The sequence below is a fragment of the Aeromonas sp. R10-2 genome, from assembly GCF_040908445.1.
GTDB classification, from domain to species: Bacteria; Pseudomonadota; Gammaproteobacteria; order Enterobacterales; family Aeromonadaceae; genus Aeromonas; species Aeromonas veronii.
The window spans coordinates 59143-77743 of record NZ_JBFODS010000086.1; the positions used below are offsets into that span (position 1 = coordinate 59143).

An 18601-nucleotide genomic window follows, 5' to 3' on the forward strand; every position below is an offset into this window, starting at 1 on the left:
TGAGAGAAAAGGAGCAGCCAATGATTATTCGTCAGGCAAGGGCCGCAGATATTCCCGCACTGGTGGCGCTGCGCATGGAGCTGTTTTGTGAGGTCGGTGAGCTGGTGACGCCGCAGGCAGACCCGGCCTTGTGGCAGGCCACCCTTGACTATTTCACCCGGGCGATAAGTGAAGAGAGTGCTTTATCCTGGCTGGCTGAGGCCGATACGCAGGAGGGCTGCAAACAGATCGTGGCAGCAGGGACGCTGGCATTGTTTGAACGGCCACCCTATCCCGGCAATCTGGCGGGGATGGAGGGGTACCTGCTCAATATGTATACGCGGCCACAATGGCGCCAGCAGGGGATCGCCACGGCGCTGCTCGATGCCATTACAGCCTTCGCCAGATCGCGTCAGCTGGGCAAGGTGTGGCTCCATGCCAGCGAGCAGGGGCGCCCTCTCTATGAGCGGATCGGCTTTGTCGCCAATCCGGCCTATCTGGAGTGGAACCTGGCACCTTAATCGATGGGCCCCCGTTATCTCTATGGTTTCTCGTCTAAAGTTCATGCAGATGTGACGTAGTTGTAACCAGGTAATAGAGGGGCAGGGCAGATGTTCAACTTCAAACTCAAAGCGGAATTACAAGCGTGTCAAATGCAGTTGGCCCAGGCCCAAGCATTTATTGATGCAGTAAAAGTCGGTGTCGCTACCATCAGTTTCACTCCAAGTGGCGAGATCCTCGAGGCGAACCCGCTGTTTCTGAATGTGGTGGGCTATAGCGAGCAGGAGGTGATTGGTAAACACCACCGGATTTTTTGTGATGCCCACTACGTCCAGTCATCCTCCTACGCCCAGTTTTGGGAACAGCTTCGTCAGGGGCATAGCCACAGTGGCACTTACCAACGCTTTGATAAACAGGGTCGGGAGTTGTGGCTGGAGGCTACCTACTTCCCGGTCAAGCTTGACGGCAAGGTGGTCAGGGTGGTCAAGATTGCCTCCGATATTACCGAGAGTTATCAGCAGTTGAGTCGTCAGAAAGCGATCATCTCGGCACTCGATCGGGCGCTCGCCATTATCGAGTTCACCCCCAAGGGGGAGATTGTGACGGCCAATCAGAATTTCCTCTCCTGCGTCGGTTACTCCCTTTCGCAGCTCAAGGGGCAGCATCACAGGCTGTTTTGCGATGAGAGCTTCTATCGCGAGCAACCCCACTTCTGGGACGATCTGGCCCACGGCCAGCTCAAATCCGGGCTGTTCAGTCGCCGTGACAGCCATGGCAACGAGATCTGGCTGGAGGCTACCTACAACCCCATCAAGGATGAGAGCGGCAAGGTGGTCAAGGTGATCAAGTTTGCCAGTGAGGTGACAGAGCGGATCAAGCGCGCCCAGGCAGTGAGCGAGGCGGCCAACATAGCCCAGACCATTTCGCAGGAGACCACCCGCTTTGCCGAAACCGGGTCTGAACTGCTGGCGGCATCGGTTGCCATCTCCAGCGCCATTTCCGAACAGGTGAGTCGCACTTCCGGCCTGATTGGCCAGCTCAATGAGCAGTCGAAAAGCATTGAAGCCATTGTCTCGACCATCAGCAGTATTGCCGAGCAGACCAATCTGCTGGCCCTTAACGCAGCCATCGAGGCTGCCCGGGCCGGCGATCAGGGGCGCGGCTTTGCGGTGGTGGCCGACGAGGTACGTCAGCTGGCTGCGCGCACCTCCCTCTCGACCGGCGAGATCGCCAGCGTGGTTCAGAAAAACCGCGAACTGACGGCCCAGATCACCGGCAACATCAATGAGGTGGCCACCAGTGCCCAGCGTGGCAAGGAGCAGATCGGCGAGGTGAGTGGCGTGATGGCACAGATCGAGCAGGGTGCCATCAATGTGACCGAGACAGTCTCCAATCTGGCAATCGGCTCCTGACGGTTATTGGTTGTTGAACGAGGCACCGATCGGATGATAATCCCATCGGTGCTTATTTATTGCGCACTTGATATGCCAATCTGAACCCCTCCTGTATCGTCCCGCCATTGTGAATTGTCCTCTTCTGGCCCCTTGATTAGGCTTGCCGCCTCATTTATTTCAGAGCAGGAACAGAACACGATGGGATTACAACAGAAGGGGCGGGCAATGGCCCTGCTGGTTATGGTCGCGAGCATGGGTCTGGGCGGCTGTATGGGGCAGATGGGGCTTTCCGGCATGGTCACCAAGGGCAACCTGAGCGTGGTGGATAACCGCTACGCTCGTGCCGGGGTCTTTATGCTGCTCTCCCCTGTCTACGGTCTGGCCGCGACCGCTGACCTGTTCGTCTTCAATACCATCGAGTTCTGGTCTGGCAAGAACCCCATCACCGGCAAATCTCCGGCTGTGGTGGACATGAAGGCCAATCCGGTGATCAAGGTGAACCAGCATCTGGATCCGGCCCTCAAGAAGGTGCCGCTGGCCATGCTGCCACAAGGGGTGCGCGAGGTAGAGATCAGCTACCCGGACGAGCATACCGCCCAGATGGAGGTGCACTATCTGGATGGTCGCCGCAGCATGATGCGTGGCGAGAAGCGTGGCGAGTTGATGGATATCTACTTCGATGGCCGCTTTGTCTCTACCCTGAGCCGCGCAGAGCTGGAAGAGCGGGCGAATCAGGGCAAGGCTGCTGCCTAAATTCAACTGAATCCAGATCGATCCAGCTTCAGATGGGGTATACCTAATCTGCTGGCAAAATCGCCATGATGTCTAAGGGAGTAGACTATGACGGTGAATGGATTGCGATTGGCGGAGTTGATTGGTTCCCTCAGTCATGCGCTCGATATGACCGAGGGGCAACCAAGAGGACACTGCATTCGCTGCTGCTGGATAGGTTCCCGTCTGGGAGAGCGGCTGGGACTGGACGCCCGGCTGCGCCATGATCTCTACTACACGCTCCTGCTTAAGGATCTTGGGTGCAGCAGCAATGCCGCCCGTATCTGCGAGCTCTATCTCACCGACGATCTTCACTTCAAACGCGATTTCAAACTGGTGGATGGCTCCCTCTCCGAGGTAGTCAACTTTGTGCTGGGCCACACCGGCTTGCAGGCGGATCTGCTGGGACGTTTTCGCAGCCTGTTTCATATCTTTCGCAACGGTGACCAGATTGCCAACGAACTGATCCAGACCCGCTGTCATCGGGGGGCGGATATTGCTCGCCAGCTGCGTTTCAGTGACGAGGTAGCCGATGGCATCCTCTCCCTTGATGAACACTGGAATGGCAAAGGTCGGCCCCTGCAACTGGCTGGCGAGGCGATCCCGCTCTTCTCGCGCATTGCCCTGCTCTGTCAGGTGGTGGATGTGTTTCACGCAGCCGCAGGCCCGGATGCGGCGCTCAAGGAGCTGCGCGAGCGCAGCGGCAGCTGGTTTGATCCGGCACTGGTTCGGGAATTTGAAGCGCTGGCCGACGAAGAGTTCTGGCAAGGACTGGCCGATCCCCGACTGACCGAGTGGGTGCTGGTCCACCCGACCGGGCAAGGGGAGGTAGCGCTGGATGAAGATTATCTGGACGAAATCGCGGCGGCCTTCGGGCAGGTGGTGGACTCCAAAAGTCCCTACACCGCGGGTCACAGCGGCAGGGTTGCGCTCTATACCGACATTCTTGCCACCCAGATGGGGTTGTCCGAGTCGCGTCGACGCTGGCTCAAGCGGGGCGCCTTGCTCCATGATGTGGGCAAGCTCGGGGTGAGCAACGCCATTCTCGATAAGCCGGGCAAACTCGATGCGCAGGAGTGGGCGGCGGTGCAGATGCATGCCGCCTATACCGAGGAGATCCTGAGCCGTATCGGCGCCTTCGAGGAGCTGGCACAAGTGGCGGGCGCCCACCATGAGCGGCTCGATGGCAAGGGCTACCCCAAGGGGCTGAAGGGGAACGAGATTACCCTTGAGACGCGCATCATCACCACAGCCGACATCTTCGATGCCATCACCGCCAAGCGCCCCTATCGCGGCGCCATCCCTGTGCCGCAGGCGTTGGAGATGATGGCGGAGAATCTGGGCACCGCAATAGACCCCGACTGTTTTGCCGCCCTGCAGGAGGGTATTCAGGATTTCTCCCTCTACCTCACCACCGAGCAGCCGCTGGCCAATGCCAGTTAAGAGTTGCTGAACAACGGCCCAAGCGGCCAGTCAGACAGCAAAACGCCCCCGCCACTGCGGGGCGTTTTACATTGGATCTAGTCGGGCTGCTTGCGATGGGGCGGGGTGAGGATCAGTCCCAGCAGGCGGCGCAGGTGGGTGAGCTGTTCGGTCAGCTGGACGTTGAGCCAGAGGTAGCCATTGATGGCGGCCTCGGTATTGGGGGGGAGCGATACCTGGGTCGCCACCTCGTGCAGGCGGGCGATGGCGGCATCGGCCCCGCGCCCGTCACCGGTTTGCATCATCAGGGCAAGCTGGTTGATCGCCTCCTCGGTGGCCAGATGGCAGGCTTGCAGCGCAGCCGTGCTCTGCATCAGGAAGTGGCTCTCCCGATCGTTCCAGTAGGTGTTGGCCAGCATCTCAAGAGTGCAGAGGGTGTTGCGCATGGTGACCTGCACCGCATCAAACAGGGCGACGCTGTGGCGTGTCTCCTTGGCCGCAGGGGCCAGCAGGGCCCGCAGTTTGCCGGTCTGTGCCAGCAGCTGGGAGAGATTGTGCTTGAGGCGCGGGCGCTCCAGCACATTGGGGGAGAGGTGAGTGTGATAGAGCCGCCCCGACTGCTGCAGGATCTGGTGCAGTTGCAGCCGCCAGTGGCTGTAGGCCCGCTGGGGATAGATGCTGCAAAAGAGCAGCGCCAGCAGGGAGCCCAGTATCACGTCGGCACTGCGCCACAGCGCCGTCTCTATGTCCCCCGGCATGGCCCCCATGGTGACTCCCAGGGTGATGCCGATCAGCAGCCCCACATAGGGGCGCTTGCCGAGGGCCAGATAGCCGCAGAGGAACATGATGCACCCGCACCAGATCAGGGTAAGCGGTAGCGAGTAGATCTCGAGATAGAGCGCTACCACCCCGCAACTGGCGCCGAAGATGGTGCCCACCACCCGCTGCAGGGCGCGTGAGAGCACATTGCCCCAGAATGAGATGGGGCCCATCACCACCACCAAGGTTATCAGCGGCCAGGTGCTCTCCGGCAGTTGCAGCTGGCGGGTGAGCAGAAAGGTGAGCATAAAGGCGAGCGCAATGCGCAGGCCATGGACGATGCGATAGTGGCCGTAGACCAGCAGATCGAGTCGGGAGAGGGGGGCATCAAGACGCACGGTCTGCCTCCTGTCAGGTGGGGGACGGGGCGCCGTGCATCCGGCCAACGCCCCGTCGGGATTTAGGCCAGTCGTCCCTGCAGGGGGTGGATCCAGACCCGCTCGCCAATGGCGATCCCGGGTTGATCCGGTACGATTTCGATCAGGCAGTTGGCATCGGCCATGGAGCTGAGAATGCCGGAGCCCTGTGGCCCTGTGGTGCGCACCCGCAGCTGGCCGTTACGGTCCTGATGGAAGATGCCACGCAGAAACTCGGTGCGCCCCGGGCGGCTCTTCATCTTCTCGTCCGCCAGTGCCGAGAGGCGCAGCGGCTGCCACCGCTTGCCTTGCAAGCGGGCGATGGCCGGCTCGACAAACTGCAGCACGCAGATCATCGCCGCTACCGGATTACCCGGCAGGCCGAAGAAGGGGGTCTGCCCCAGCTTGCCAAAGGCGAGCGGGCGGCCCGGCCGCATCTGGATGCGCCAGAAATCGATCTGGCCCAGCTCCGCCAGCACCAGCTTGATAAAGTCGGCGTTGCCTACCGAGACCCCGCCCGAGCTCAGCACCAGATCGGCACTGGCGGCGGCCTGCTCCAGCTGCTGGCGCAGAATGGTCTTGTCATCGGGAATGATGCCAAGGTCCATCACCTCGCAACCGGCGGCGCGGATAAGGGCCATCAGGGTGAAGCGGTTGCTGTCGAAGATATGGCCGGGGGCGAGCTGCTCGCCCGGCGCCTGCACCTCGTCACCGGTACTGAACAGCGCCACTTTCAGCGGGGTGCGCACAGTGAGACTGGCTTGACCGAGTGATGCCGCCAGCCCCAGCTGGGGGGCGCCAAGCCAGGTACCGGCCGGGATGGCGACCGCACCTTTGGCGAGATCTTCGCCGGCGAGGCGCACATTCTGCCCCGCCCGGACTGGGGCGGTGACGGTGACCCACTCACCTTCAATCAGCGTCTCTTCCCGCATCACCACGGTATCCACACCGGGGGGCAGCGGGGCGCCGGTCATGATCTGCACCGCCTGACCGGCCAGCACAGGCTCGTGGCGCTGCTGGCCTGCCAGCACTTCCCCCACCAGCTGCCAGCGACCGGCGGCCAGATCGTCGCTGCGAAGGCCAATGCCATCCATCGCCGAGTTGGCGTGGGGGGGCACATTGATGGGGCTTATCAGATCGGCGGCCAGCACGGCGCCGTGGCACTGGGCCAGCGGTTTGTCGCTGCAGGCCGTGCTCGGGGTGAGGGCCGCCAGAATGGCGTTGCGGGCCGCTTCGACCGACAAAAAGCCGTTGCCTGCCTCAGGCTCCTTGCTCTGGCAGCCGTCAAGCCAGCGGCAGACGAAGTCGGCAATGGCCGCCAGATCGTTGATATCGAGGCGGGGCAGGCTTGTCTGCTGTTGTTCGCCACTCTGTTGGGGCTGATCGCTGGCCAGCGCGATGATGTCGCCGTCTTCGGGGAAGAGCAGCGGCTTGCCAATCTCGGCGCGGTGCAGCTCGATTTTCGGGAAGTGTTCGTGCTTGAACCCCTCGACCAAGAGCAGATCGAGCTCTGTCTGATCGAAGCTGGCCAGCAGCTGGCGAAAATCGGCTTCGGCCAGTTCCGTTTCAATGATACGAGCATGACGACGACGGGAGGCGACCATCATCTGCTGGGCACCCGCCTTGCGCAGGCGATAGCTGTCCTTGCCCGGTTGGTCGATATCAAAGTCGTGGTGGGCGTGCTTGAGCACCCCGATGCGCAGGCCGCGATCCACCAGCAGGGGGATCAACTGCTCCAGCAAGGTGGTCTTGCCGGTGCCGCTCCAGGCGGCGAAGCCAAGCAGGGGAAGAGTGGGGGCCGGGGTCATGAGGTGACTCCTTGTTGGGGGTCAATAGCCGGGGCAAGCAGACGGGCCTCGTAGGCGGCCAGCTCGGCAGGGCTATTGAGATTGATAAAGGCATCCGGCTGATCGGCAAAGCTCACCACCGCCATATTGTGGCGGGCAAACCAGATATCGATTTTGCGCTCTCCCTCTGCCAGTGCGGCGGTGAGGGAGGGGAGCAGGGATTTGTGCAGCAGGGCCACCACGGGTTGCAGCCAGTCGCCATCGTGGGCCACTACCAGCTCGGTATCCGGGGTCAGGGCGGCGCGAAAGCGGCTCATCAGATCCAGCGGCAGGGCGGGGCCATCGCAGGGGACAAACAGCACCCAGTCGTGACGGGCGGCGGCAAGACCTGCCTGCATGCCCGCCAGCGGGCCGAGATAGTCGTTGTTGTCATCGCTGATGACCGGGGCCAGCGCCTGATAGCGGGCCTGACTGCGGTTGGCGTTGATCAGCACCTCATCCACCTGGGGGCGCAGGCGCGCCAAAACATGGTCGATTAGGGGGCGTCCCGCCAGTGCTACCCATCCCTTGTCTTCGCCCCCCATCCGGGTGGCGCGGCCTCCTGCCAGGATCACTGCTGATACGGCAACGGGATCAGAGTGGCTGTCGCTTTTTGAAGTCATGTCGCTCGATGATTTTTAAAGGGGTCGTCTCTTGCAGCTGGCCACGGGCGAGGGTCCATTGCCGCTCGCACAGGTCGGTCAGGGCGTTGCTCTGGTGGCTGATGACGACCAGGCCGCTGCCATGTTCCCGCAGATCTTGCGCCAATGCGGCCATCAGGGCAACCGAATGTGTGTCCAGATTGGCGGTGGGCTCATCCATCAGCAGAAAGGCCGGTTGCAGCGCCCAGGCGCGTGCCATCGCCAGCCGTTGCCGTTCGCCACCCGAGAGAATGCTGATGTGCTCCCGCGCCAGCCCCTCCAGCTCGACCCGGCGCAGCGCCTCGAACACCCGGATCTCGCTGCCGAGCTGTTTATCGAGCGCCCAGGCCACGTTGTCGTGCACTGTGCGATCGAACAGATAGGGGGTTTGGTGCAGATAGGTGACCCGGCCCGGTCCCAGCTCCCGCTTGAGCAGCCGGTTGAGCCGCTGTTGCCAGCGCCCCGGCAGATTGGTGTGGCCGCGGGTGGGGGCCAGCAGCCCCGCCAGGATTTTGAGCAAAGTAGTCTTGCCCACCCCGTTGGCTCCATGCAGCCAGATGGCATCCCCCGGTGCGATGGTGAGCCGGTCAATCTCGAACAGCTGGCGTTCGCCAAAGCGCATCGTTAGCTGGTGGGCGGTCAGGGCCATGGGGTACTCCTGTTGATACACAGTGGGGGCATGGTCAGTTCTTCAGATAGCTGTGGCCGCGACAGGCGGTCAGCAGCAGGTTGAGCAAGAGGGCGAGGGTGAGCAGCACTATGCCGAGCGCCACCCCTTGGGTGAAGGCCCCTTTCTGGGTCTCCAGCGCGATGGCGGTGGGGATATTGCGGGTGAAATGCAGGATATTGCCCCCCACCATCATGGAGCAGCCCACCTCGGTGACGATGCGGCTAAAGGCACCGATGATGGCGGCCAGCAAGCCAAAGCGGCACTCGTGCATCAGGCCGAGCAGTGCCTTGGGCCAGGAGACCCCCAGGGTCAGGGCGGTTTCCCAGGCACGTCGGTCGCTCTGGACAAACGCCGCGTGAGCCATGGTGGCGATCACCGGGAAGGCGATCAGCATCTGCCCCACAACCATCGCCTGCTGGGTAAAGAGCAGCTTCCAGTCGCCAAAGGGGCCGGCCCGCGACAGCAGCATATAGAGCAAGAGGCCAATCACCACGGTCGGCACCGATTGCAGGGTATTGATGCAGGAGAGCCAGAGCCAGCGGCCGGGCAGCGGCAGATAGGCCAGGGCAAAGCCCAGCAGCAAGGCGGGCAGCAGCACCAGCAGCAGGGCGATGCAGGAGACGGAGAAGGAGACCCCCACCACCTGCCACAGTTCGGTGTCACCACTGAACAGCAGGGCGAGGGCAGCCAATGTCGTGTCGATCAATGTCGGCATCAGACCTCTCTCTCATCGTGCAGGGCGAGGGCCGTCAATAAGGTCGTGTCGAGCAGGGTCGGCATCAGGCGCCTCCCTCAGTGAACCGGGGGAGGGCCATCAAGGTCATCGCAGGGGTCAGGGTTGCCATTATTTCCCGTTGGCATCCGCTACAAACAGCGCCTGACCCGCCACCTTGAAGTCGCCGATCAGCTTCTGGCCATGCTCGGAGACCAGCCAGTTCTTCAGGGTGCGGGCCCCTTCGGTGTTGAGATCCGGGTAGCGCTTGGGGTTGACCAGGATCACCTGATAGGGGTTGAACAGGCGCTTGTCACCCTCCAGCAGTACGGCGAGATCCAGCTTGCTCTGGTAGGCGAGCCAGGTGCCGCGGTCGGTCAGGGTGTAGGCACCGAGCTCGGAGGCCATGGTCAGGGTCGGCCCCATCCCCTGGCCGATGGATTTGTAACCGGCAAACTCGGGTTTGACGTCAGCGGCCTGCCACAGGGTCTTCTCCTTGATGTGGGTACCGGACTCGTCACCGCGGGAGATAAAGATCTGGCCTTGCTCCTTGATGGCCTGCAGCCCCTTGGCCGCGTCGTGCAGTTTGCCGAGACCCGCCGGATCTTTCGCCGGGCCGACGATAACGAAGTCGTTATACATCAGGTGTACCGGCTCGATGCCAAAGCCCGCATCGACGAACTTCTTCTCGGCAGAGGGAGCGTGGGTCATCACCAGATCCGCATCGCCATTCTCGCCCATCTTCAGGCTCTGGCCGGTACCGGCCGCCATCACCTGCACCGGATAACCGGTCTCCTTGGTGAACTGGGGCAGCAGCCAGCCCAGCAGACCGGACTGCTCGGTACTGGTGGTGGTGGCGAGGCGAATTGGCGCCTTGGTAGTGTCAGCGTGGGCAGCACCGGCGATCAGCAGGCTGGCGGCGAGGGAGAGGGCAAAACGTTTGAGGTTGGTTTTTATCGTCATCGTGATGCAACTTTTTTCAGGGTGGATGAGGAGAGGGCAAAAGTAAGCAAGCAGGGTGCCAAACTGTTCCTGTGCCGCTGCATTCACGGTTTGCCGTTTAAAAACAGAAGCTTATTAAAATCAATTAGGTGAGCTTGTTATCGCTTTTAATAATTGGTGTTGGTGCTTTTGATACGGTAAGGACAAAATGTCCCACTAAGGTTCCGGTTATCGGGACATTCACCGACCGTACGTGCATCCGAGGTACTTTTTTCCATGACACTCCCTCCCAGCCGCTGGTCTGCCCTCTCCCTGCTTATCGTTGACGATGAGCCCGGCATGCGCAGCTTTCTGGCCAAGGCGCTGGCCAAGCGTTTTGCCCAGATTGAGACTGCCGCCAGCGTGGAGGAGGCGGAAGCCCTGCGCTGCCGCCTTCACTTTGACCTTATCATCGCCGACATCCGGCTGCCGGGGCGCTCCGGCATCGAGTGGCACGAGGCCATAGACCCGGCCACTCGCCGCAGCGACATCATCTTCATGACCGGTTTTGGCGATATGGAGACCGCCCTCAAGGCGCTGCGCCTCGGCGCCAGCGACTTTATCCTCAAGCCCTTCAACCTCGATCAGATGGTGCAGGCGGTGGACAGAGTCATCGAGCGCCGCCAGATGGAGCGGGAGAACCTGCTGCTGCGCCGGGAGGTGAGCAAGCTGTTCCCGCCCACCCTGATTGGCGACAGTGCCAAGACCCGCGAGCTCAAGACGCTCATCGCCAGAGTGGCCCCCTCCAACGCTGCTGTGCTGGTGGAGGGGGAGTCCGGCACCGGCAAGGAGCTGGTGGCCCGCGCCCTGCATCAACTCTCCGGCAGGATGGGGGCCTTTGTGCCCCTCAACTGCGCCTCCATCGCGCCGGAGCTGCTGGAAAGCGAGCTGTTCGGCCACGTGCAGGGGGCCTTTACCGGCGCCCGCAAGGGGCGTGACGGCCTGTTCCGGGTCGCCCATCAGGGCACCCTGTTTCTCGACGAGATCGGCGAAATGCCCCTTGCCATGCAGGCTTCTCTGTTGCGGGCACTGGAGCAGAAGGCCATCCGCCCAGTGGGGGCCGAGCGCGAATTGGCGGTGGATGTGCGCATCGTCGCCGCCACCAACCGCAACCTCAAGGCCGAGGTGGAGGCGGGCCGCTTTCGCGAAGATCTCTTCTATCGCCTCAACGTGGTGGCGCTGCCGGTCGCCCCGCTGCGGGAGCGGATCGACGACATCCCCGCGCTGGTGCACCACTTCACCCGCCAGCTCACCGCTGAGATGGGAATGGGTTCCTTGAGCTGGACCCACGAGGATGTGGTGGCGATGCAGGCCTACCCTTGGCCCGGCAACGTGCGGGAGCTGCGCAACCTTATCGAGCGCTGCCTGCTGCTGGGCAAGCCCCCGGCGGATTACTGGCAGAGCAGCAAGCCTGCCGAGCAGGGGGCGAGCGAGGAGGGCTATCCGCTGGCATGGCCGCTGGCGGAGGTGGAAAAAGCCCACATCCTGCAGGTGGTGGCGAGCCATGATGGCAACAAGTCGGCCGCCTCTCGGGTGCTCGGGGTGGCGCGCAAGACGCTGGATCGCAAATTCAAGGAGTGGGCCATCGAATGAGGAAGGCTGACTGGATGGGGTGGCGATGAAACTGACCCTGCTCTCCCGCTGCATGCGCGCCCTGTTGCCCCGTTGCGTGCGCACCAAGGTGCGCTGGCGCCTGCTGCTGCTCACCTCGGTACCCATCATGCTCACCCTGGTGGGCATGATCGCGCTCACCCTCTACTGGACCCTCACCTACAGCTGGCAGAACCTGCTCACCACGGTACGCAGTGATCTCGGGGTGGCCCATCACGCCATCACGGTGCAGCAGCAGCGCCAGACCGAGCATCTCGAGCATCTGCGCGATGCCTGGGCCTTTCAGCTGCGGCTGCGGGAATCGCCGGATCAGTTGCATGACTGGGTGATGCCGCTGGCGGCCAACTATGGTCTCGATTTTCTGCGCTTGCGCCGTGGCCCCGAGCTGGATCAGCTGACGGCGCAGGAGCGTGCCGCCCTCACGGCCGGGCGCAGCGTCAGCCACTTCGTGGTCTGGTCGCAGCAGGAGATGCTCGCTCTCTCCCCGCAACTGGCCAAGCGGGCCGTGCTGTGGCAGCGGGATGGCACCAGGGTGGTGGAGGACAGGGGGCTGATCAGCTTGTCACTGACGCCGGTGATGGGCCGCGACGGCTCCCTTTGGGCCGTGCTGGAGGGGGGCGAGCTTGTCAACGGCAGCACCCGGCTGGTGGATGAGCTCAAGGGGCAGGTGTTTGCCAAAAATACCCTGCCGGATGGCAGCGTCGGCACCGTTACCCTGTTTCTCGACGATCTGCGGGTGAGCACCAACGTGCCGGTCAGCAGCAGCCGTCAGGTGGGTCGGGCGGTGGGCACCCGGGTCTCGCCGCCGGTGCGCGAGCAAGTACTGGGGCGGGGGGAGATGTGGGTTGACCGCGCCTTCGTCCACGACGCCTGGTATGTCTCTGGCTACGAGCCGCTGCTGGGAGCCAGGGGCGAGCGGCTCGGCATGCTCTATGTTGGCTTTCTCGAGTGGCCCATTATCCGTACCTACCTCACCAATCTGGTGGAGCTGGGCTCCGGCGTAGTGCTGCTGTTACTGCTCTCCGGCCTGCTGGTCTATCGCGGCGCGCGGGATCTCTTCTCCCCTATCGAGCGGATGCACAAGGTGGTGCGGCAGGTGCAGGCCGGGGAGTCGGCCCGTATCGGCCCGCTGGCGCTCGATCCCGACCACGAGCTGGCCCAGCTCGGTCGCCAGTTCGACGCCATGCTGGACAGGCAGGAGGCGCATCAGCAGCAGATGGCCCGCAGCGCCGACGAGCTGGAGCAGAAGGTGGCCGAGCGTACCCAAAGCCTTGAGCTCAAGACCGCCGAGCTGGAAGATCATATCCATATGCTGACCGAGGCGCGCCAGCAGTTGCTGATCAGCGAGAAGCTGGCGGCCCTTGGCGAGCTTTCGGCCGGGGTGGCCCACGAGATCAACAATCCGCTGGCGGTGATCCTCGGCAATGTGGAGCTGATGAAGCTGGAGCTGGGGGAGGCGGCCGAGCCGGTCAGCGAGGAGCTGGCGCTGGTGCTGGCCCAGATCGAGCGCATTCGTGCCATCACTCGCAGCCTGCTGCAATATTCGCGCCCCGGCGACTACGAGACAGCGCCTGTGTGGCAGCACCTCAATCCCATCATCGAGGAGAGCCTGACGCTGGTGCGCTCCGCCCTGCGCCAGCAGCAGGTGGAGCTGGTGGCCGATCTCAGGGCCCAGCAGCCCATCGAGGCGGATCGTCAGCAGCTGCTACAGGTGCTGATAAACCTCTTGGTCAACGCCAGCCACGCGCTGGGAGAGCAGGGGGAGATCCGGGTCGAGAGTCGCGACTGGGTCGACGAACTGGGTCAGTTGCGCGGGGCAGAAGTGCGGGTGATCGATAACGGCAGCGGCATCGAGGCGGCGATTATCGACAAGATCTTCGACCCCTTCTTCACCACCCGTGCCACCGGCACCGGGCTGGGGCTGGCCCTGAGTCACCGCATTATCAGTCGCTGGGGCGGAGAGCTGTTGGTGGACTCCACCCCGGGGCAGGGGAGCTGCTTTACCGTGCGGCTGCGCAGCCACGCCCTGCTGCCCAGCGGTAGCGAGCCTGCGAAACTGGAAGGGTGGCGCATCGCCCTCAATGCCGAGGGGCGTGAGACAAGCGATTGATGCTGTTATAAAAAGGCCCGTTACAAAAACAGCCCGTCAACATGGTTGACGGGCTGTTTTGTCGGTGGGTGAGTGGTTATTTACTGCGGGCTCCACACCAGCTTGCCGCTCTGGGTCAGGTCATAGCCGCCGAGGCGGGCCGCCAGCTCGCGCCCCTCGGGGGATTGCAGCCAGCCGATCAGCTGTTGCAGCAGGGTGCGAAAGAAGACCCCCTGCGGCATCACCAGATCGAAGCACTCCTGCGACAAGGGCATAAAGCCGAGGCCAAACTCGGTGGCTGTGCTCTGGGCGCCGGGCCCGACATCCGCATCGCCACGGCTGATGGCGGCGGCCAGCTCCCGCTCGCTGTTGACCTCGAGGGTGCGCTCCAGCCGGGTCAGAGACTCCCCTTGCGTTTGCAGCCACTCCTGCAGGGCGCGCTGGCTGCCAGCCCCCTCCTGACGCATGGCCCAGCGCCAGTCGAGCGCCTCTTTCGCCTCCTTGGGTTGCAGCCCTTGCCGCAGCACCAGCCCCTGCACCCGCCTGAATCCATGAACGATCACCCATTGCCGGTGGCCCTGATACTGCTGCACCAGCGCCGGGTGGCGCAGGTGGGCCTCCTCAGCCTGCCCCCAGTGGATGGCGCAGAGATCCACATGGCCGCGCGCCAGCATCGCCAGCCCTTGCCTTGTGCCGCACGGGGTGTAGCCCACCAGTGCCTGGGTGCCGAGCTGTTGTGCCAAACGGCTGCTGGCGTAGTGCAGCAGCACGTCGTCAGAGCCCGCCAGCAGCAGCCGGTCGTTCATCACCCCCTCGTGGCAGCTGCCGAGCAGCCAGCGATCGAGCAGGGAGCGGGGAAACAGCCACTTGCCAGTCGCCTTGGTGGCGGGGATGCGCGCCTCGTTGGCGAGCTGGTAGACCTTCTTCTCGTTGAGATCGAGGTATTCCGCCACCTGCTTGACGTTCATAAACTCGTTCATGGTTTAATCCCGCATCCCGCGACCAGCCGGACTGGGCGCCAGCACCGGCGGCTTCTCGTCCAGCACGATATGGTTATGGCCGCTAAAGACCTCGAAATGGCGCCCCTTGGCGCGGGCAATCATGGTGATGCCAAGCTGGCGGGCCAGATCCAGCCCCATCTGGGTGACGCCGGAGCGCGACAGCAGCACCGGAATGCCCATCTGCGCCACCTTGATCACCATCTCCGAGGTGAGCCGCCCGGTGGTGTAGAAGATCTTGTCATGGCCAGCCTCGCCGCGCATCCACAGCTCGCCCGCCAGGGTATCCACCGCATTGTGGCGCCCCACATCCTCGACAAAGGAGAGGATTTCGCTGCCGCGACAGATGGCGCAGCCATGCACGGCACCGGCCATCTTGTAGGTTTCGTTATGGGCCGACAGCGCCTTGAGCAGGGCGTAGAGGGTGCTCTGTTTAAGCTCGGGCGCCGTCAATACCACCCCTTCGAGCTTCTTCATCACGCTGCCATACATGGTGCCCTGACCGCAGCCGGAGGTGACCGTCTTCTTCTCCAAGGATTTGTCGAGATCGGCGGCCTGCTGGCTGCTCACCACGGCGGCGGCCTCACTCTCCCAGTCGACGATCACCGACTCGATGGCCGAAATATCCTCGATAAAGCCCTGATTTTTCAGATAACCCAGCACCAGCGCCTCGGGGCGGGCCCCCAGCGTCATCAGGGTTACGATCTCCTTCCAGTTGAGGTAGACCGTCAGTGGCCGCTCACAGGCGATTTGGCGGGTGTTCATCGTGCCCTGTTCATCCATCACCTCGACGGCCATGGTGAGCTGGGCGGCTGCATTGCTTTTGATAAAGGTCGGTGTCATGGGCCCCTCGCGACCGGTTGCCGGGATCTAAGGGGAGGGATACAGCAAGTTTTGTTCCAGATTACTTTGGGCGAGATTCTCTCCATGCGGTTGAGTAGGTTCGAATAGCGGAGCGTATTCGGACGATCGCGAGATTTGCAGCCTTGCACTCGTGCGCATATCGCCGGGTCGTGACGCTATGCTTGGTTTTTCGGCTACGAAAAGAAAAGGGGACGGCCGCTTGGCCTTATTCCACAGTTCATCATTACGCAGCAAGCGGTATCTCCCCGCCGAATTGGTGCGGCATGATTGACCAGTCTCGACAGAAAATGGAGTGACCGGCTAACGGATTTATCGTTTAGCCGTCGGAATGACCGAATCAACCAATCGTCAGATACTCGATCGTCCGAATACGCTCCGCTATTCGAACCTACAGCCCTGTACACTCCCTCCGCTGGCTTGGTGCCAATCCTCATTTTTATAAGAAATGTTTCCAATGGGTCTTGAAGTTCTACCCACACTACCCAATATCTCTTGATGCCGTTCCTACCCTCGGCAAACGCAGAGTTAGGCGTCCCTCATATCAAGGAAAATTGATATGTCGCGACGCAGAAAAGAAAACACAAAAAACAAACAACCCACGACCCGTAAAGGCAAGCATGAAACAGTTCCGACGAGTGATGGACTCACCAGAACCTTTTTAAAAGGTGCGGTTTATCAATTTGGTCGGGAACTCATACGTCTAGCATGGAATTATTTTGTTGGTGTCTGAAGGTCATAGATGTTGCTGTGAGTCCTTGGCAGAACTCATGGTCGAGGAGGTTTTAGCGCCTAGAGCAAGCTGATTATTTGATTTACTACTGACTCCAAGAAAGCTGCATAGTTTTCTTAATAAGGAGGTTCATATGAACCGTTCACATGCATTTGAGTTCGCTTACAACTAACTCACGTTTTACTAGGGGGAACCGCCGATTCCTCCGGTACGAGCTTCATACTGAAGCAGCAGTATGTTGTTTCTAAGGGTAGAGATTTTGCTGACAGGAACGAAGGTGACATTTAAGTGAAACTGGTAGTTATCAAACGTGATGACTGTAGAGCTCCCTTTGACGCTTCTCTCATTGCAGAGGCCGTTGCTAGGGCTGCAGAGTTCATTCGGAACGATAGTGTTCCGATGGGCTTTTTTGTGCCATCACTTGAGGCTATATGTTCATTTAACAATGATCGAACTATCGAGGATCTGGAGCTAGTCCCAAGCATGAAGGGGTGCCCACCTTACCTGTTCAGTTTGGCGAAGCTGCTTAAAGTTTCGTGCAGGCAAGTGAGGCCGCCTTAGTGAATCCCGTAGTTATCAGTTCACGCCCTGTGTGACCGGATACAAATAGTTCAAAATATCTTCTCCGTGGCGAACTAGCCACAGTTCCCTCCCAGCCCTATACCATTTCAAAATTTCAGTTTCCATAACCCAGCCAGTTACACCTAACAAACTGAAAAATTTAATTTATCTTGTACATTGGTCTTACTCCGTATGTTGGGCTTCGCTGCGCTCTGCACCAACCTACGCTAACGCCAACCTACCTCCCGCATGATGCCTAACCCGCAGCAAAGCCCCCATCGGCTACCAAGCCTGCCTTGGCCCCACTCTTGCTAAGTCTTATCCCATTGATGGCCGTGGCCGCCATGAATCTCCTGCTCTGATCTGCCTCGAACTGGGTGGATCACGGGGGAGGGCGGCCCGGCAGAGACCTTCTGATGGGAGCCGTGACAGTGCAAGACACCACCAATACCTTGCCCCCGCAGCGCTGGCTGCAACTGGAGTTAAAGGCCATCGACAGCCAGGTTGGCCGCTGGCAGAGCCGCCGTTTCGAGATAGCGGCGCTCCACCCCGCCGAGCCCGAGGCTGCCGGTGCGCTGCCCCTTACCCTGTTTCGCGATGAGCGGGGGGATTATCGCTTCAATCTGAGCTCCGGCTCGCCCCGCCTCTTTGTCACCGGAAGCCGCGTGGACAGTGGCTTTGTGGCCGATGGCCTGACCCTGAGCCAGACCGTGGCCGCCGCCTATATGGATGGCGAGCGGCAGGTGCTCTCCTGCCCGCTGCCCGACGCGCTGCAAGCCTGGGTGGAGGCCTTTATCGGTCGCCACGGCGAGCTGCTGGAGGCCCGTCGCAAGGGCAAGAAGGGCAAGGGGCGGGCGCAGGATCAGCTGGGAGTCGATAGCCAGGATCAAGCCAGCTGTGGCGCCGTTAAAGCCACCGGCCCCGATGGCCGCGAGCGCGGCAGTGACGCCGGAACCTGTGTCGTAAACAAGGCCGGAAACAGCGCCCATGAGTGAGTTCCTCAAACGCTGGTCATCTCGCAAGAGTGAGGCGCGCAAGCATCAGGTATTGCAGCCACGGGAAGAGGTTAGCCCCGAGGCGGTTGCCGCCCCCATAGAAGGCAGTGGTGAAAGTGAAATCTCAGATACCGCGCTGGATAGCCCCGTAGTCAGCACTGACAAGGGGAGCGGTGAACCCCTTGCCGTTGAGGGGACCGAGAGTGGCGAGGCGCTGCTGAAAACAGCCCATCCGGGCAAGGCCAAGCTCCCCGACAAGGAGGCGCTGCGGGCCATGTTTCGCACCCATAAGCCAGACGGGCTCGACGACTACACCCAGGATTTCAGCCAGCCCGAATTGCTGCCGGCAGCCCTGACCGCCGGGCTGCGCAACTGGCTGGTGGATCAGGTGATCGCCCCGGAGAGCGAATCGGCCAATCCGGCCAGCGGATCCGCTGAACCGGTGGTGCTTGCCAGCGCACCTGCCGCCGACGAGCTGGCTGATAACCATTCTCAAAACCACACCGATGATCGGGACATTTTGGTTTCCTCTGGTGGACAAAATGTCCCAACTAAAGGTGAGGGAATGGAACCCTCAGGATCCTGACTCCCTGTCAGTCACTTTTTTCCCGGGGGAGTTGGCTCGCCTCTTGCTTTCTCTCGGCTTACCAACAAGCGCCCATCCCATGAGGTGACGCGCAC

At 61.6% G+C, this 18601-nt stretch carries 16 protein-coding genes; 8 read left to right on the forward strand and 8 right to left on the reverse strand.

Annotation, left to right across the window (positions count from 1 at the left end):
- Positions 1 to 20 precede the first annotated feature (20 nt).
- The 4 genes from AB5Y97_RS16680 (at position 21) to AB5Y97_RS16695 (ending at position 4088) form a co-directional block, all read left to right on the forward strand.
- A complete protein-coding gene (locus AB5Y97_RS16680) occupies positions 21 to 500 on the forward strand; it encodes a GNAT family N-acetyltransferase (protein ID WP_139741054.1) in 480 nt (159 codons plus the stop codon).
- A 90-nt stretch (positions 501 to 590) separates the two neighbouring features.
- The gene (locus AB5Y97_RS16685; RefSeq protein ID WP_139460456.1) at positions 591 to 1892 is read left to right on the forward strand and encodes a methyl-accepting chemotaxis protein; all 1302 of its coding nucleotides are present in this window, start codon (positions 591 to 593) and stop codon (positions 1890 to 1892) included.
- A 180-nt stretch (positions 1893 to 2072) separates the two neighbouring features.
- On the forward strand, positions 2073 to 2627 hold the full coding sequence (locus AB5Y97_RS16690) for a DUF3332 domain-containing protein (protein ID WP_368158509.1): 555 nt from the start codon (positions 2073 to 2075) through the stop codon (positions 2625 to 2627).
- Between the two features lie 87 nt (positions 2628 to 2714).
- Positions 2715 to 4088 carry an HD-GYP domain-containing protein gene (locus tag AB5Y97_RS16695; protein WP_368158511.1) on the forward strand — a complete coding sequence of 458 codons (1374 nt, stop codon included), beginning with the start codon at positions 2715 to 2717 and terminating at the stop codon, positions 4086 to 4088.
- A 77-nt stretch (positions 4089 to 4165) separates the two neighbouring features.
- Here AB5Y97_RS16695 and AB5Y97_RS16700 read toward each other — a convergent pair whose 3' ends face one another.
- From AB5Y97_RS16700 to AB5Y97_RS16725, 6 genes are all read right to left on the reverse strand, one after another.
- A complete protein-coding gene (locus tag AB5Y97_RS16700; RefSeq protein ID WP_201946201.1) occupies positions 4166 to 5224 on the reverse strand; it encodes an FUSC family protein in 1059 nt (352 codons plus the stop codon).
- Between the two features lie 62 nt (positions 5225 to 5286).
- Positions 5287 to 7050, reverse strand: coding sequence for a bifunctional molybdopterin-guanine dinucleotide biosynthesis adaptor protein MobB/molybdopterin molybdotransferase MoeA (locus AB5Y97_RS16705; protein WP_201946199.1), 1764 nt, complete (start codon positions 7048 to 7050; stop codon positions 5287 to 5289).
- On the reverse strand, positions 7047 to 7691 hold the full coding sequence (gene mobA / locus AB5Y97_RS16710; protein WP_111900511.1) for a molybdenum cofactor guanylyltransferase MobA: 645 nt from the start codon (positions 7689 to 7691) through the stop codon (positions 7047 to 7049). The genes AB5Y97_RS16705 and mobA overlap by 4 nt, the downstream gene beginning before the upstream one ends.
- Positions 7663 to 8358 (reverse strand): energy-coupling factor ABC transporter ATP-binding protein, encoded by a 696-nt coding sequence (locus AB5Y97_RS16715; protein WP_201946198.1) that lies wholly within the window; start codon positions 8356 to 8358, stop codon positions 7663 to 7665. Before AB5Y97_RS16715 ends, mobA begins: the two co-directional genes overlap by 29 nt.
- Positions 8359 to 8392: 34 nt before the next feature.
- Positions 8393 to 9094, reverse strand: coding sequence for an ABC transporter permease (locus tag AB5Y97_RS16720; RefSeq protein ID WP_158112132.1), 702 nt, complete (start codon positions 9092 to 9094; stop codon positions 8393 to 8395).
- A 129-nt stretch (positions 9095 to 9223) separates the two neighbouring features.
- Positions 9224 to 10054, reverse strand: a complete 831-nt coding sequence (locus AB5Y97_RS16725) for a substrate-binding domain-containing protein (RefSeq protein WP_201946196.1) — start codon at positions 10052 to 10054, stop codon at positions 9224 to 9226.
- A 255-nt stretch (positions 10055 to 10309) separates the two neighbouring features.
- Here AB5Y97_RS16725 and AB5Y97_RS16730 point away from each other — a divergent pair, with 255 nt between their 5' ends.
- Positions 10310 to 11665 carry a sigma-54 dependent transcriptional regulator gene (locus tag AB5Y97_RS16730; RefSeq protein ID WP_058055711.1) on the forward strand — a complete coding sequence of 452 codons (1356 nt, stop codon included), beginning with the start codon at positions 10310 to 10312 and terminating at the stop codon, positions 11663 to 11665.
- A gap of 25 nt (positions 11666 to 11690) precedes the next feature.
- Positions 11691 to 13793 carry a HAMP domain-containing sensor histidine kinase gene (locus AB5Y97_RS16735; RefSeq protein ID WP_162516085.1) on the forward strand — a complete coding sequence of 701 codons (2103 nt, stop codon included), beginning with the start codon at positions 11691 to 11693 and terminating at the stop codon, positions 13791 to 13793.
- Positions 13794 to 13873: 80 nt separating this feature from the next.
- Here the strand turns inward: AB5Y97_RS16735 and AB5Y97_RS16740 are convergent, their stop codons facing one another.
- Positions 13874 to 14740, reverse strand: coding sequence for a helix-turn-helix transcriptional regulator (locus AB5Y97_RS16740; protein ID WP_013723539.1), 867 nt, complete (start codon positions 14738 to 14740; stop codon positions 13874 to 13876).
- A 15-nt stretch (positions 14741 to 14755) separates the two neighbouring features.
- On the reverse strand, positions 14756 to 15613 hold the full coding sequence (locus tag AB5Y97_RS16745) for a formate dehydrogenase accessory sulfurtransferase FdhD (protein ID WP_201946195.1): 858 nt from the start codon (positions 15611 to 15613) through the stop codon (positions 14756 to 14758).
- 1728 nt (positions 15614 to 17341) lie between these two features.
- Here AB5Y97_RS16745 and AB5Y97_RS16750 point away from each other — a divergent pair.
- Both AB5Y97_RS16750 and AB5Y97_RS16755 read left to right on the forward strand, forming a co-directional pair.
- Positions 17342 to 17920 (forward strand): DUF3305 domain-containing protein, encoded by a 579-nt coding sequence (locus tag AB5Y97_RS16750; RefSeq protein ID WP_201946193.1) that lies wholly within the window; start codon positions 17342 to 17344, stop codon positions 17918 to 17920.
- Positions 17913 to 18506: a DUF3306 domain-containing protein gene (locus AB5Y97_RS16755; RefSeq protein WP_201946191.1), complete on the forward strand. Its 594-nt coding sequence runs from the start codon at positions 17913 to 17915 to the stop codon at positions 18504 to 18506. The genes AB5Y97_RS16750 and AB5Y97_RS16755 overlap by 8 nt, the downstream gene beginning before the upstream one ends.
- The last annotated feature ends 95 nt before the right edge of the window (positions 18507 to 18601 follow it).